This is a genomic window from Bradyrhizobium retamae (genome assembly GCF_001440415.1).
Classification (GTDB): domain Bacteria; phylum Pseudomonadota; class Alphaproteobacteria; order Rhizobiales; family Xanthobacteraceae; genus Bradyrhizobium; species Bradyrhizobium retamae.
On sequence record NZ_LLYA01000225.1, the window covers coordinates 169494 to 183457 of the forward strand.

Below are 13964 nucleotides of genomic sequence, written 5' to 3' on the forward strand. Positions count from 1 at the left end.
TAGAGGGTGTGTGACAGACAGTTTAGCGCATCCGCGGGGCTTGTCCACCGGTTACTCTCGCCGCTCACTCTACCGGGTAGGGTCCCTCGCGAAAGACACGGTCGTGATAACCCTTGCTGCCAATCTCCCGCGCGAGTGGACTGCGGATATCATCGCCGGCCTGCAGCCGCGCAATCAGCGCGCGGAAATCATGGCGCGGTTGCCAGCCGAGTTCGGCACGCGCGCGGTCGTTGACGTAGACGCGATCGATGCCTGGAATCATCGTCCAGCCGCGCCGCGCAAATTCAGCCTCAAACTCCGGCACGTAACGGCCGACCACGCGCGGCGCGTCGTTGCGCAGTTCCGCCGTGTCGTTCCGTGAGAATGGCGTGGTGGCGCTGATGATGTATTTCGCGAAACCGGCCGAGGGCGCGCGGTCGGCCGCCATCAGATGCGCGCTGACCACGTCTTCGATATCGACGCGGCGATAGAGGAACTCGTTGGTCTTGATGTTGGCGTCGGTGTAGGCCTCGCGTGTCGCGCGATTGTCATCCTCTTCAGGGAAGAAACGCGAGGTGCGCAGCACGATGGTGCGAAGCGCGTGATTGCGCGCAAAGAGCTGGCACAGATCCTCCGCGGCAGCCTTGGTGACGCCATAGATATTTTTCGGCACCGCCGCGACATCTTCGGTGATCCAGGCCGCCGGCTCGCCCGGCGGTGGCACCAGCGCCTCGCCGAAGACGCTTGTGGTGCTGGTGTAGACGAATGCCCTGACGCCGGCAGCCGTGGCTTCTTCGAGCAAACTGAGCGTGCCGGTGATGTTGACGTCGATAAATTCCTGGCGGCTGCGGGTCGCCACATGCGGCTTGTGCAGTGTCGCGGCGTGCAGCACGGTCGTCACGCCCTTCATGCAACGGCGCACGAAAACGCGGTCAGCAATCGAGCCCACATGGTGCGTAAACACGCCGGGCAGAACGTCAATGCCGATGGCCTCGCGCCGCTGCGCCTGCAGCGTACGCATCAGCGCCTCGCCGAGATGGCCGGAACTGCCGGTCACCAGTACGGTCACGCCGCCATAACCTTTCGCGCGCTCGAGAATTGTTGATTTTCGAGAACGAGCGTAGCCCTGCGCCAGCTCAGCAGCAAGCCGCGGGCCGGGCGCGGCTGTTATGCGGGATCAGGGCGCCGGAATCGCCAACAGCGTCGAGATGGCGCGGCCGCGGATGTCGTAGACACGCGCGAACACGACGTCGTCGCGCTTGATTTCCACCATGACCGGCGCGGTGAGGCCTTTGCAGTAGAACTCGCCCAGCGTCATCGCGAAGTCGGCGGACTGGCTGTCCCAGCCGATCGTGAAGTCCGGGCCGAGCGCCACCTGCGCCGGGCGCTGCGGGCCGCACACCGCGACCTTCCACTTGCGTCCCAGTGGAGGAAATTCCTGCCGTTCGACCAGTTCCTCGCGCAGACCGTCGGAAGCCTGCTTCAGCGCCAGTCCCCAGTAATCCAGCATAAACATCTTGTCGGCGCCGCGAACCGTGCCGGCAATGTGATTGAAATGGGTGTATTCATAAGGGTGCAGGCGGATCATCTCGCTGAGTGGCAGCAGCAGGCCGAACGTGAACACCGCCAGTGCGGCCGGTTGCCAGCGGCGGCGATTGTTCTTCAGCCAGTTCATACCCCAGGCGAACGATGCGCCGGCTAGCACGGCCATCGGCGGGATCACGAAAACGAAATGCCGGATGCCGTTGTAGAGCGCCGGCCGCTTCACCATCGCGATCACCAGCGGCAGGCTGGCCGCCAGCGTCAGCATCAGGAAGATAGTCTTGCGGCGTGCTGTCACGTCCACGCGCGACAGCGACATGAAGGTGCCGACGACGCCAGCGAACAGAAGCGCGAGCAATATCTCGGGAAGCTGCAGCGCGAACAGGGTCGGCAGATACGACCACGGCATGTCGGGCACCGAGACCAGCGCGCCGTCGAACATTTCCTTCCAGGGCTTTTCGAAGAAATGCGAGAAATAGGTCAGCGCCTGGAACGGATGGCCGGGCTCCATGATCGACCACGGCCACACCAGGCCCATGATCAGGTATCCAAACACGAGCCCCGGGACCAGGACGTACACGACATGGGCGAAGCGGCGGATCGCCTCTCGCGAGCCTTGCGTGCGAACGTCCTCGATCAACAGCGGGACGAAGCCCACCATTGCATAGACCACCGCGAGCCCGCCGAGAATCCGGCAGCCGATCGAAAGGCCAGCGCCGAGGCCTATGATCAGGATGGTACGCGGTGAGGGCGCGGGATACTCCTCGGCGAGGCGCACCAGACCCAGGATCAGGATCACCATCGAGACGGCAAACGGCGCATCCTTCGGGTTCATGAACATGTGCCCGTAGAAGGTCGGGCACAGCGCCAGCAGCAGCAGCGTCGCGAGCCCGGCAAGCGGGCCGCCGACGCGCCGCGCCAGCCGCCAGGTCACGGCAAGGCCGATCAGCCCGACGACGGCGCCGAGCAGGCGGCGCGTTTCGAACAATTCGAGCGGAATGACCTTGTGCAGCAGGGCCGCCGCCATGTCGAAGCCGCCGCCATACATGTAGAGATTGGCGAACGACAGCGCGCCGGTGTCCCTGAAGCCGGAACCGTACATCCGCAGCAGAAGATCGGCATATTCGGCGTGCGTGTAGTCGTCCCAGCCCAGTCCATAGTCGCGGAAGGTCAGGCCAGCAACGAGCGTGACAACGGCCAACGCGAAGATGGCGAGGTCGTCACAGGTCCGCTCCATCGAGCGCCGCGCAGGCGTATCGAGAGCAGAGGTCGTAATGGATGACATGGCGATTGGTAACCCAGCGTCCCCTATGGCCCAGCTTGGATATTCTTGAGCCTCATTCCCCGGGTACCCATATAGCCCAGTTCCATTACCAAGTAATTGGGAATTGTGGCGTAAATCCCTGATGCAATGCAACAAAAGGGCAGTAATTGGTAGTCGGTAAAGTTACGGGCGCCGGAGTGAACGGCACCTGAATGGCGCGAAACACGTGCGACCGGGATCCCTGCAACCGAACAACGCCATGCGGAACCCAGTGTGCAATTTGGCGGGTGGCGATGCGCGCAACATGACGGTATCGTGGCGCTGGGCGGCTTGCGAGCGTTTCGGGCGCGGCTGAGGGGTTAGTCCTATGATGGTTGTTATGTTGGTCGCCGGAATCGGCCTCGTTTTGGCGGGGCTGCTGGCGATCGGCTTCGGGATCCCGATCAAGGAATTCAGCACCGGCAACACGCTGATCATGGCCGGCGTGATCGGCGTTTGCACCGGTGCGATAATGCTCGCGCTCTGGATAGCGGTCCGGGAGCTGAAGAACGTTGCCCGGCGGCTCGGCGCCAGTATGCCTGAAGCGCGCGGCGAGGCCGCGGGGCGGCCGGTGCTTCCTGCCGCCGCGACGCAGGATTCCGCTCTCTTCGGAGGCGGTTTCCCGGCCGTTGAACAGCCCACTGGTCCCGGATCATTCTCCCCAACCGCACCGCCGCCTTTCTCGCCAGCGGGAGCGCCGCCCTGGCAGAACGAGGCTGTCCTGCGCGATCACCCGATCCCAGAGCCGACCCACCCCGAACCGCCACCATCGGCTCCGAAACCGAAACGCAATTTGCTGTTTTCCACAACGTCACGAAGAGAGCGCGAGCGCGCGCAGGGGCGGGCCAGCGATCCGCTGCCGCCGGACCTTTTGTCATCGGACCTTCGTTCCAATGCGCCCGCCGTGCCGCCGGCCGAGCCGGGCGAACCGCCACGGCCGTCGTTCGAGCATGCCTGGCCGAAAGCGGAGCGCGCAAAGCCCGGCGAAACTCCGCTGCAGCGCCGCGGCGGCCACACTCCCCCCGCGGAAGCCAATGGTGGACCGCCGCGCACGGAGGATCAGCCGGCGGTGACAGTGCTGAAGTCCGGCGTCGTCGATGGCATGGCCTATTCCCTCTACTCCGACGGTTCGATCGAGGCCCAGATGCCGGAGGGGATGATGCGCTTCGCCTCGATCGACGAACTGCGCGCGCATCTCGATCAGCGGTCCTGAACCGGCAATACTTGTCGGACGGCGACTATTGAAAATAAAGCAGCGCCGTTGTTGTCAATTTCCCGGCACTTCGTTCATATACGCCAAGTGTATAAGATGCCGCCGATGTATAGGCGCGGCCGGATACTGTCCGAACCGTACAGATGCATCGTGATCCCAGAAGGTTGAGCCATGACCGATCCCGCAGGCAAGACGCCCGTCGAACTGACCGCCAATATCGTATCGGCCTATCTCAGCAACAATCCGACCCAGGCCTCGGAAATCCCGAACCTGATCAGCCAGGTCCATGCCGCGCTGATGCGGGTGTCGAGCGGCCGGCCCGAGGCCCCGCTCGAGCCAGCCAAGCCGGCCGTATCGGTCAAGAAGTCGATGACGCCGGAATATCTGGTCTGTCTGGAGGACGGCAAGCGCTTCAAGTCGCTGAAGCGCCATCTGCGCACGCAGTACAACATGACGCCGGAGCAATATCGGGACAAATGGGGGCTGCCGCCGGATTATCCCATGGTGGCGCCGAACTACGCGGTGGCGCGTTCGCAGCTCGCCAAGAAGATGGGACTTGGCCAGCAGGCGCGGAAGCGGAAGTAGGCCCGGTCAATGCGACGGTGTCTACGAGGCCGCGGCAAGCGCCTCGCGCGCGTCGGAGCGGATGCGTTCGACCATGGAGCGTAGGCCGTTGGAACGCTGCGGCGTCAGGTGCTCGCGGAATCCGAATTCGTCGAATACCGCGAGCGCATCGGTTGAAAGGATGTGCTGCGGCGTGCGGCCGGAATAGAGCGTGAGCAGGATCGCGATCAGGCCGCGCACGATGTGAGCGTCGCTGTCGCCCAGATATTTCAGCCTCGGTTCGCCGTTGCCGCTGCGGTCGATCTGCCTGGAAAGCCAGACCTGGCTGACGCAGCCATTGACTTTGTTCTCGGCGGAATGCTCGGCCTCCGGCATCGGGTCGAGCGTGCGGCCGAGTTCGATGACGTACCGGTAGCGGTCGTCCCACTCGTCAAGCAGTTCGAAATTGTCCCTGATTTCGTCGATCGTCATCTTGGCCCGCGTCCCTTTCAGCACGCCTTATATAGGATGCGGACCGCACGAAAGCGACGGAAACAGGACCGGTTCCGCAGCCTTATTTTGAAGCCAAGGGCGTCCGCGGCATCCGCCATTCGATCGCCATATCGTCCTCCGTCAGCGCATCAGTGGGCGAGGTGGCCGCGATCACGGCCTCGGCGTCGCCGGCGGTGCCGATGGAGCTGGTATGGTCGGGCTTCTTGTCGGGGACGGCGGGCGGCTCGGGCTTCTTGTCGGTAATGATCTTGTATAATTGGCGGGCGCCGTCCTGGGCGCGCTGGCCGATCGCGGTGGCGGCCTGGCCACCGACCTCGCAGGCCGCCGGCTGGCGCTTGCAGAACTGGCCCATGTCGGAGACGGCGGCGGTCGCAGCCGATACGGCCTCGGACGCGCCGATCTGCGGCACCTTGTCCGATTCAGGCGTCTTTTCTCTGGGCAACAGCACGAGCACGAGCCCGAGCCAGAATGCCATGCGAAGCAGAAAAAACATCTCGCGACCCCGGTCGTCTCTTATGGTTGTGTTGCGGTTAAGTCCGCTAGCTTTGTTTCTGACTAACAGCCCTCGATAAATCGCAAGTGTTTGCATTGAGGTAAAATCGCCGAAAATTTTCTGAAAACCGCAACGATTCGATTCGGCGTAAATTTTCGATTGACGACCGCCGCGCGAAAATTCGCGCCGCTCGCGCATCCACCATTTCGAAACCATAGATCGATCGCGCTGGAAACCTGTCGTTCACCATCCGGGTCGAATGACCGTCGCGTGAGACGTCAAACCTCTGCGGATGCGCGTTGTTGGTCGGCCATGCGCCGGGCCTTAGCGTTCGCTTAAGCTCACTCTGACACGGTGGCGCGAAGATAAGGGGGCGTTCCGGCGCGTCTGTCTGACGAACAAGCCGAAGCGCGAGAGCCGTGATTGTTTTGAGTATCATCCGCGATTTTCTCGATGCGCTGCTGCATCCCTCGGCACGATATGATGCGCTGACGAGTGCGCGCCATCGCGCCTTCATGGCGCCGCGGCTGCTCGGCAGCCTGGTGGCGCTTGCGGCTTTTCCGGTCTATCTGGCGATGCGCGGGGCGCCAACGGCGCTCGAGGTCACTGCCTTCGCCTGGCAGATCGCACCCATCCTGTTGTCCTGGTTCCTGTCGCGCACCGGCCGCTACGAGGGCGCGCATATCCTGTCCGCGCTGGCTCTGGCGGGCCTTGTCATGATGGTTGCCGTGACCACCGGCGGCATCGAATCGTTCGCCGCGGTCTGGCTCATCGTCATTCCCCTGGAAGCGGCGCTGTCGGCCTCGCGCCGCGTGGTCGTGTTTGCCTCTGCGCTTGCGCTGTCATGCGCCGCCGCGCTGATCGCGCTCGGGCATTTTCACCTGCTGCCGATGGCGGAGCCGAACGCGGCGCTGCGCGGCTTCCTGATGGGTGCCGGCGTTGCTTCGGCGACGCTCTATGCGGCGGGACTGGCTGTTAGCGCGGAATCGCTGGCGCGTACTTCCGTGTCGCTGCTCTATCTCGAGGAAGACCGCTACCGTCTGCTTGCGCGAAACATGAGCGACGTTATTTCGCGTCACAACCGCAGCGGCGCCGTGGAGTTCATTTCGCCAGCGGCGGAAGCCATGCTCGGTACGCCCGGCGCCCGGCTCACCGGCCATGGGCTGTTCGACCGTGTCCATGTTGCCGATCGTCCGGCCTATCTCACGGCCCTGTCGGATGCAGCGCGCGGCAGCGAGCAGCGGAGCGTCGAATTCCGCCTGCGCCGCGACGCGAGCCGCGGCCAGAACGCTTCCGCCGATTTTATCTGGGTCGAGATGCGTTGCCGACCGCTCGAGCAGGTTTCGCCCGAGGCCGAGGTCGTCGCCGTGATGCGCGACGTCACCGACCGCAAGATCCAGGAGCAGGCCCTTGAAACGGCGCGGACCGCCGCCGAGCAGGCGGATGCCTCCAAGACGCGGTTCCTGGCTACCATGAGCCACGAACTGCGCACGCCGCTGAACGCCATCATCGGCTTCTCCGAGATGATCGTGCACGAAGAGGCGATGATGATAGACGCCGCGCGCCGCAGGGAATATGCGCAGTTGATCAATGATTCCGGCCAGCATCTGTTGTCCGTCGTCAACGGCATCCTCGACATGTCCAAGATGGAAACCGGCAATTTCGAAATTTCGCCGGAGCCGTTCGCGCCGCGCGCGGCACTGTTGCACTGCTGCAATTTGCTGGCGCTGAAGGCGCGCGACAACGGCGTTGACCTGATCACCCGCGCAGCGGAGGACTTGCCCGTGATGAACGGCGATCCCCGCGCGTTCAAGCAGATCGCGCTGAACCTCATCACCAACGCCATCAAGTTCACCGAGCGCGGCGGCAGCGTGACGATTTCCGCCGCGGTCGAGGGACCGCGGCTGATCCTGAGTGTCACCGATACCGGGGTCGGTATCGCCGCCGAGGATCTCGCGCGGATCGGCGATCCGTTCTTCCAGGCCGGCAAGACCTATCAGCGCAAGCACGAAGGCACCGGCCTCGGCTTGTCGATCGTGAAGGGTCTGGTTGGATTGCACAACGGCGAGATGAAGGTGCAGAGCAGGGTCGGCGAGGGTACCACGGTGGCTGTTACCTTGCCACTTGACTTTGCGTCTTCGCTGACCACTTCGAACAACGTCGCGACGCTGAAGCCGGCGCTGCGACCCGAATCTCAGGATGAAGTCGATCAGGTGAAGAAACGTGCCTAGGCGTATTGACGACGATGACGAGATGCCGCGCCGCCGCCGTCGCGGCGCGAAAGCGGTTGCGATCGAAGCGGAGGAAGAGCGCGGCCTCGTGATGCGCATTCTCCTGCACAGTCCGAAAGACATGATCGCGGGCCTGCTCGCGGCTGCCGCAATCTGCGCTATTGTCGCCAATGCGCTGTTCCTGCAGGCCGGCCGCCATCCCTCGCCGATGTTCGGTTCGGTCGTGACGCTGCCGGCGCCGCAAGCTGCCGTCGTGAGTCCGCTGCCGCGCCCGCGCCCGGTCGAAATAGCAAGGCCGGTCGATTCTGATCCGCCGGAAATCAGGCCGGTCGAGGTGAGAGGGGCTGAGCCCAAACACGTCGAGATCAAGAGCGCCGAGCCCAGGAACAACGATTCCAGGAACAACGATTCCAAGAACGCCGATCCGATGACCAATCTGGTGGTCAAGTCGACCGGCGCGCCCGCCGCGGCCCCTTCCAATGTGGTGCGACCGCCGGCGCCGATTCCGACGAATGGGCAAAGCGCCGGCGCGCGTCGCGTCGCGGCGGTGCAGCGCGCACTGACCCAATATGGCTACGGCCAGTTGAAGCCGACCGGCGCGGTCGGTGCGGACACCCAGGCCGCGATCTCGAAATTCGAGCGTGACCGCAAGCTGCCGGTGACCGGCCAGATGTCCGATCGGCTGGTGAAGGAGCTCACGGCGATGATCGGGCATCCGATCGACTAGCATCTGTCCGCTCGTCGGCCTATCGTCGATCTCATGCGATTGAAATCATCCATCTGGGTGGCCGCTTACCTGCGCCGCTGCCAGAACGAGGGAATCTTTGGCGCCGTGCGCAAGCGCGGGGCAGAGGAGGCGGGGGCGGTGTTCGTCAAGGTGGCGCTGCTCGACGGCAACGCCGTGCTGTATGCGCCTGCGCCGCAAACCGTCTATGACGAGAGCCGCCCAGCCGAGCGGCTGTTCGCGCCGGCCTCGCCGCAGCCGGTGCCCGAGCAATCGGTGGAGGAGCGTCTCGCCAAGGAACTCCGTTTCGATCCCGACGCCTGGATCGTCGAGACCGAAGATCGCGCAGGGCGGCACTTCCTGGATCTGGCGAAGGGCTAGCGCTTCGAGCCGTCGGTGCCGGTGCGTACCGGTGCGGTTCCAGGCTGCACCGCGGGACGTGTGTGCGAACCCGCCGCACGCGCGCGGTGCCGTTCTTCGTCGTACAGCGCGGCGCGATATTTGGCGCGGCTGACTGCCATGGTCGAGCCGCGCCATGCGGCCAGCATGACGAGCGCGGATCGTTCGCTCAAACGGTCGTAAAGTCGCGCCAAGCGATAGACGTTGTGTACGGATGAGCCGAATTCCGGATTGAGGAACAGCAGCACGCGCTGGAAGATTGCGCTCGGCATGTCGAGCGCTTTCGCTGCGCATGCCAGCGGCTCGCCGCCGGGATCATTGACAACTTGCGTCGCGATCCGCGATGGCAGGATCAGAGCGTCGCCGAGTTCGAGCGCGAAGTTTTCGGCGTCCTCGGCGAACGCGGCCATTTCCAGGATGTGAAGCGCGCGGGCGGCGCGGGCTGCGGGAATTCGCGCCGAGGCCTTCAGCGGCGTATCGGCGAGATTGTGCAGGATCAGCGCGCGCTCGCTGGGACCGGCCGTGAAGAACATATCGCTGATTTCGGCAGCGTCGTTGGGCCGCATTGCCAGGTTGGACGCCATCCGCAACTGCGCCTCGGTCGGCGCCTTCACCATCGGCGCGTCGGTCGGGGGAGCGGTGATTGCAGCCGCGAGCGGCAGGGGCTGGTCGGGGTGCCCACGCCGCAGGCCGAGCCTGTCCATGATCTCGGCCGGTGTCGCCGGATAGATCGCGAGCCGCGCCCGCACCGCCGCGCGGGTGGCGTCGTCGACCTGGTCGATCAGGCGGGACGTCAGCTCGACGAACTGCCGCTCCTCGTCGGCGGAATGGGCGCTGGTCTGGACATAAAGGTCGGTCAGCACGCGCAGCAAGGTCGGGCGGATATCGACGCCCTCGCGGCGCGAGAGCGTCATCAGCCCGTCGAATCCCGGAAACAATGGAGCTGCGGTCATGTCAGGTGTACGCGACTTCGATAATCCTTCGCGTCAGCCTACGCAGCGCGTTTTAAGAGTTGGTTAAGGAAAACAGCCCCTGAAGAAATCCGATAAAATGCGAGCTTTCGGCGGGCGGCATGAGCCGCGCAACCCGTAACTGTACCGCCTGCACAAATTAAGATGCCGTTAACCACGTTCTGTTCTGAATAATGGCATGTCGCCGGTCAAAATCGTGACCGCGGCAACCAGAGAGAACGGAATATGGGCACCATCATTGAATTTCCGGCGGATGCGGCTTCGCGACGGCCGGGCTCAACCATGGATGGCGCTCCACGCGATGGCCTGGGAACCGTGCTGATCCTTCCCGTTGTCCGCATCGAACGCGAAGCCGGCGAAACCGGCGACGGACGCGGGCCGGAAGAGGGGACGGCGCCCGGTCGCCGTCGCCGTCGGCGCCCCTGAACGACGGACGTTTGAAATGCCGGAGCTGTGCCTCCCGATCCGGACCACCGGGCTTCGGTCATCCCCGGCTCTCATGCTGCTTGTCGTAAGTGCAGCGCTCGGAGGCTGCAGCGGCGGCGATTTCGGCCGCACCCGCGCTGACATGCGTAACGACGACATGCACCGCTGGCTCGGCGCTGAGGCCACGGCCAGCGTCGGCCTCAAACCTTCGCATTTCCAACTCACCGAAAATGAACGCCAGCTTCGCGATCTCGCCTATCCCCTGATCGAACCGCCGCATTCGCGGCCCGCCTGGAAGAGCGTGTTCGGTGATTACCAGCCGCTGCCCTCGCCATGGCGGCAGAAGGTGGTGTTCGATCGCACCACCTATGGACGCGCTTTGATCGACGAGCCGCACCGCTCGCACACCTCGCGTTATCAGCAGTTGATCGAGGACGTTCGCAACGACATCACGAGGTTCGAGCCGTTCTTTGCCTCCGCCATCCGCGTCATAGAACTCGACCGCAAGCGCAGCGCCAGCCTGAAGATGGTGTCGGAATTGTCGCCGCGCGAACAGGCGGATGCGATCGCGCGCATGGAAGAGAACACGCTGATCGTGCAATGGGTCCAGCAATGCCTGGAGCGGCGTATTTCCTCGTATCGCTGGGCGCTGGAGCGGCTGGTGATTCACGCGCCGGACGGTATCGCCGCCGATGCCGACCGTCTGATCGGCGAACTCGCCGCGCAAACCGCCAACCCACCGGTCGCCGCCCAGCCTGTGATCGGGCGCGCGGTGACGGTGAAGGGATAAAGCGTGGACTCATTAGCACGCAGCCAGATGCGGATTGATGCAAGCTTGATCAACGCCAGATAGCTTGCCGCGAGTTTTCGAGGCTCCAGTTTTGGAGCTTGGGTCACCTTTGTGGCGGCCCCATCAACCCGAAATGGCCAGCGATGGTGCCGCCCGGCGTCGTTTGTCACTAAGCGCCGGCTACCACACCGATGTCGTGCGCTACTGGTGTTGCAGTACCGGATAGAACTCCACGGAGGAAATTCCGATATGCTAAACCGGCCTTAATCTTCCGGCGTGCTCCGACATTGTTATTTTGTCCGCTGGAATGCCAATCAAGGAGCCGGGGCTCACCTGGACTAACAAAAATCAACTCCGTGGACCGCTCATTCGACCGAGCCGTCAAGGCTTACAACAACGAGGCCGAGCAGGCTCTCGGCTGGCATAGGAGGTTGATCATGACGCGCTTCTCGACATTACGTTTAGTGAGCGCGTTAGCCGCGCTTGCGTCCGTAGCATTGCTTGCCGTCTTGGGCGGCAAGGCCATTTCCGCGCAGGACAAGTACACTGTGCAAGTGCCGAATGGGCTCGCGTTCTCGGAGTTCAGGGGATACGAGGACTGGCCAGTGATCGCGATCAGTGAGAGCGGAGGCAAGATCGCTGTGACCGTAGGGAATCCGGTAATTATCGACGCCTATAAGGAAGGCGTGCCCGGCAATGGCAAGCCTTTCCCAGACGGCGCCAAGATGGCGAAAATTCATTGGAACCCGAAAGTACAAGAAACCTGGCCCGGTCAGCCAACGGTGCCAGGTGCGCAGCATGACGTTGGTTTCATGGTGAAGGACAGCAAGAGGTTCGCGGACAGCGGCGGATGGGGATGGGCCGCGTTCGACTATGATGCGGCGTCCGATACGTTTAAGCCCGCCACAGTAGCGAGCAGTCCGCCGCAGGAGAACGACGCGAAGTGCGGGCTCGGGTGCCACACGGTCGTGCAGAACCGCGACTACGTATTCACGGAGTACGGAAGGAGGTGAGATCGGATAGCGGGAGCTAACGAGGCTGATTCAGCGCGGAATAGCAGAACAAAATACCGATGTGCCGCAGGACAAGCGGATCGATCGCGTCGGCATTGGTGGCAAACACGACATTCGAGACAAAGCCCACATTGCGTATTCCGCTCAAGTCCGGCGGTCATGCCGGCAAACGAGGAAGGATAACAGGAATGAGTACGATCGAGGCTGGCGCCGCTAATCTTCAAGGGCACGAGCTTGGCGTAGCAACTGTTTCTGGAGCCATTAGACGGGGCGAAATCACGGCTGAGGCTCACGCGACCACGCTTATACAGCAAGCGCGGGTTAATTCCGATCTAGCTTCGTTTATCACAATTGATGAGACTGCAGTCCTTGAAGCAGCCCGAGCAGCGGACCTGGCGCGGGCTGCAGGCAGGAACTTGCCTCTTCTCGGTGTCCCGATTGGCGTCAAGGACAGTTATATGACCCGCGCGCTTGCAACATCGTTCGGCACCTCCGTGCTGAAGGATTTCGTGCCGACCCGTGATGCTCTTGTTGTTGAATCTATTCGCGACGCCGGTGCCCTTGTTTTCGGCAAGAACAATCTCGTCGAAATGTCGTATGGTCTGACCGGCGATAACCCTCATCACGGCCAGACTAAAAACCCCTACAACAAAGCACACGTAACGGGGCTCATCATCGGGTGCGGGCGCATCGGTCGCTGCTCGGATCGTCCCTGCCTCGCTTGGCGGTGATACGGTTGGCTCGATCCGCGTGCCGGCGGCACTATGCGGTGTCGTGGGCTTCAAGCCAACGCCCGGTCGCTGGTCGGGCGATGGGGTCGCGCCAATCTCGCACACTCTTGATACCACTGGCGTACTTGCGCGCAACGTCGATGACTGCATCCTGCTGGATGGTGTCGTGGCCGGATCACCCTCTCCGACAATTGGCGCACATCCCGATCTAAAAGGGCTCCGCATTGCTTATGCTCCGAAGCAATACCTTAGCGGCGTCGATAGCGAAGTCGAAACTAACTTCCGCGAGAAGCTGCTGAGATTGAAGAACGCGGGGGCGCAGATCGTTGAGGTCGACCTTGGCGAGGACTTTGGGGAACTAACCGAGCGTGCAACATGGACCATCTTTGCCAAGGAGACCCGACCGGCAATTATGGAGTTCCTGAAACTTCAAGGGATCCCGGTTTCATTCGACGACATCCTTGAGAATTTGGGCCCAGCAATCAGGGGAGCTTGGGAACAGATCGTGCTACCTAGCGGCCGCGGTTATAGTTCGGATGATGCCTACAATGATGTCCTGAACAAGGATCGCCCGGAGCTCCAACGTCGCATGATGCAGCTGGTGTTCGATCGCGCCGACTTCCTCATCTTTCCGACGACACCGTGCACGGCGCCCGCAATTGAAACGCAGCGCAGATTCGTTGTCGGCGGCAAGGAAGTCTCCGATCTTGTGCTCGCAAAAAACACAATCCCAGCCAGTTGCGGCGGTTTGCCAGGAATTAGCCTGCCGGCCGGGCTTTCGCGAAGCGGATTGCCTTTCGGCATTGAGATCGACTCCGCTCCAGGGCGAGACAGCCAATTGCTAGCTTTCGCACGGCGTGTGGAGTCAGTGCTTGGCCCCGTGGCCCCGCCACCTGGCTTTTCATAAGCTCCGCTTCGCGCCGGGCTCCACCAGTTTTTTCTCGCGATGCGGAATGAAGCACGTCGGAGATCGTCACAAGGCGTATGCGGCGCGCCTTCCCGCTAGACGTGAAAACTGACGCTAACGATCGTAAGATCGTCCGCTTCGGAGCGACCTCCTCAGTCTCAGAACGTCCGCCATGAGGCGGATTGC

13 protein-coding genes and 1 pseudogene are annotated in these 13964 nt (G+C 62.8%); 9 read left to right on the forward strand and 5 right to left on the reverse strand.

What is annotated here, in order from left to right; translation table 11 throughout:
- Positions 1–64: 64 nt before the first annotated feature.
- The gene (locus tag CQ13_RS39335) at positions 65–1048 is read right to left on the reverse strand and encodes an NAD-dependent epimerase/dehydratase family protein (protein WP_057848118.1); all 984 of its coding nucleotides are present in this window, start codon (positions 1046–1048) and stop codon (positions 65–67) included.
- 108 nt (positions 1049–1156) lie between these two features.
- Positions 1157–2806: a glycosyltransferase family 39 protein gene (locus CQ13_RS39340; protein ID WP_057848119.1), complete on the reverse strand. Its 1650-nt coding sequence runs from the start codon at positions 2804–2806 to the stop codon at positions 1157–1159.
- A 358-nt stretch (positions 2807–3164) separates the two neighbouring features.
- Here CQ13_RS39340 and CQ13_RS39345 point away from each other — a divergent pair, with 358 nt between their 5' ends.
- Positions 3165–4037: a DUF308 domain-containing protein gene (locus tag CQ13_RS39345; RefSeq protein WP_347337093.1), complete on the forward strand. Its 873-nt coding sequence runs from the start codon at positions 3165–3167 to the stop codon at positions 4035–4037.
- Positions 4038–4208: 171 nt separating this feature from the next.
- Complete coding sequence (locus tag CQ13_RS39350) at positions 4209–4622, forward strand: Ros/MucR family transcriptional regulator (RefSeq protein ID WP_057848121.1); 414 nt, start codon at positions 4209–4211, stop codon at positions 4620–4622.
- Positions 4623–4643: 21 nt separating this feature from the next.
- Here CQ13_RS39350 and CQ13_RS39355 read toward each other — a convergent pair whose 3' ends face one another.
- Together CQ13_RS39355 and CQ13_RS39360 are read right to left on the reverse strand one after the other, a co-directional pair.
- Positions 4644–5072, reverse strand: coding sequence for a SufE family protein (locus CQ13_RS39355; RefSeq protein WP_028348922.1), 429 nt, complete (start codon positions 5070–5072; stop codon positions 4644–4646).
- An 82-nt stretch (positions 5073–5154) separates the two neighbouring features.
- On the reverse strand, positions 5155–5586 hold the full coding sequence (locus CQ13_RS39360; protein WP_057848171.1) for a DUF5330 domain-containing protein: 432 nt from the start codon (positions 5584–5586) through the stop codon (positions 5155–5157).
- Positions 5587–6005: 419 nt separating this feature from the next.
- On the opposite strand from CQ13_RS39360, the gene CQ13_RS39365 reads away from it, so the two are divergent.
- From CQ13_RS39365 to CQ13_RS39375, 3 genes are read left to right on the forward strand one after another with little or no spacing between them, the layout of a single operon-like run.
- Complete coding sequence (locus CQ13_RS39365) at positions 6006–7817, forward strand: sensor histidine kinase (protein WP_057848122.1); 1812 nt, start codon at positions 6006–6008, stop codon at positions 7815–7817.
- Positions 7810–8544 (forward strand): peptidoglycan-binding domain-containing protein, encoded by a 735-nt coding sequence (locus CQ13_RS39370; RefSeq protein ID WP_057848123.1) that lies wholly within the window; start codon positions 7810–7812, stop codon positions 8542–8544. Before CQ13_RS39365 ends, CQ13_RS39370 begins: the two co-directional genes overlap by 8 nt.
- 33 nt (positions 8545–8577) lie before the next feature.
- Positions 8578–8922 (forward strand): DUF1491 family protein, encoded by a 345-nt coding sequence (locus CQ13_RS39375; RefSeq protein ID WP_057848124.1) that lies wholly within the window; start codon positions 8578–8580, stop codon positions 8920–8922.
- On the opposite strand, the gene CQ13_RS39380 is transcribed toward CQ13_RS39375, so the two are convergent.
- A complete protein-coding gene (locus CQ13_RS39380) occupies positions 8919–9893 on the reverse strand; it encodes a DUF2336 domain-containing protein (RefSeq protein WP_057848125.1) in 975 nt (324 codons plus the stop codon). The genes CQ13_RS39375 and CQ13_RS39380 overlap by 4 nt on opposite strands.
- A gap of 243 nt (positions 9894–10136) precedes the next feature.
- Between CQ13_RS39380 and CQ13_RS39385 the strand changes: the two genes are divergently transcribed.
- The 4 genes and pseudogenes from CQ13_RS39385 (at position 10137) to CQ13_RS39400 (ending at position 13778) form a co-directional block, all read left to right on the forward strand.
- Entirely contained in the window at positions 10137–10337 is a 201-nt protein-coding gene (locus CQ13_RS39385; RefSeq protein ID WP_057848126.1) for a hypothetical protein, read from the forward strand.
- Between the two features lie 16 nt (positions 10338–10353).
- Entirely contained in the window at positions 10354–11127 is a 774-nt protein-coding gene (locus CQ13_RS39390; RefSeq protein WP_057848127.1) for a hypothetical protein, read from the forward strand.
- A 437-nt stretch (positions 11128–11564) separates the two neighbouring features.
- Positions 11565–12140 carry a cytochrome P460 family protein gene (locus CQ13_RS39395; RefSeq protein ID WP_057848172.1) on the forward strand — a complete coding sequence of 192 codons (576 nt, stop codon included), beginning with the start codon at positions 11565–11567 and terminating at the stop codon, positions 12138–12140.
- 188 nt (positions 12141–12328) lie between these two features.
- Positions 12329–13778: pseudogene (locus tag CQ13_RS39400) on the forward strand (amidase family protein).
- Positions 13779–13964 lie beyond the last annotated feature (186 nt).

Coding starts and splice junctions, on each gene's coding strand:
- CQ13_RS39340 (WP_057848119.1), bottom strand. CDS start 2,806: ATGTCATCCATTACGACCTCTGCTCTCGATACGCCTGCGCGGCGCTCG.
- CQ13_RS39345 (WP_347337093.1), top strand. CDS start 3,165: ATGTTGGTCGCCGGAATCGGCCTCGTTTTGGCGGGGCTGCTGGCGATC.
- CQ13_RS39350 (WP_057848121.1), top strand. CDS start 4,209: ATGACCGATCCCGCAGGCAAGACGCCCGTCGAACTGACCGCCAATATC.
- CQ13_RS39355 (WP_028348922.1), bottom strand. CDS start 5,072: ATGACGATCGACGAAATCAGGGACAATTTCGAACTGCTTGACGAGTGG.
- CQ13_RS39360 (WP_057848171.1), bottom strand. CDS start 5,586: ATGTTTTTTCTGCTTCGCATGGCATTCTGGCTCGGGCTCGTGCTCGTG.
- CQ13_RS39375 (WP_057848124.1), top strand. CDS start 8,578: ATGCGATTGAAATCATCCATCTGGGTGGCCGCTTACCTGCGCCGCTGC.
- CQ13_RS39380 (WP_057848125.1), bottom strand. CDS start 9,893: ATGACCGCAGCTCCATTGTTTCCGGGATTCGACGGGCTGATGACGCTC.
- CQ13_RS39385 (WP_057848126.1), top strand. CDS start 10,137: ATGGGCACCATCATTGAATTTCCGGCGGATGCGGCTTCGCGACGGCCG.
- CQ13_RS39390 (WP_057848127.1), top strand. CDS start 10,354: ATGCCGGAGCTGTGCCTCCCGATCCGGACCACCGGGCTTCGGTCATCC.
- CQ13_RS39395 (WP_057848172.1), top strand. CDS start 11,565: ATGACGCGCTTCTCGACATTACGTTTAGTGAGCGCGTTAGCCGCGCTT.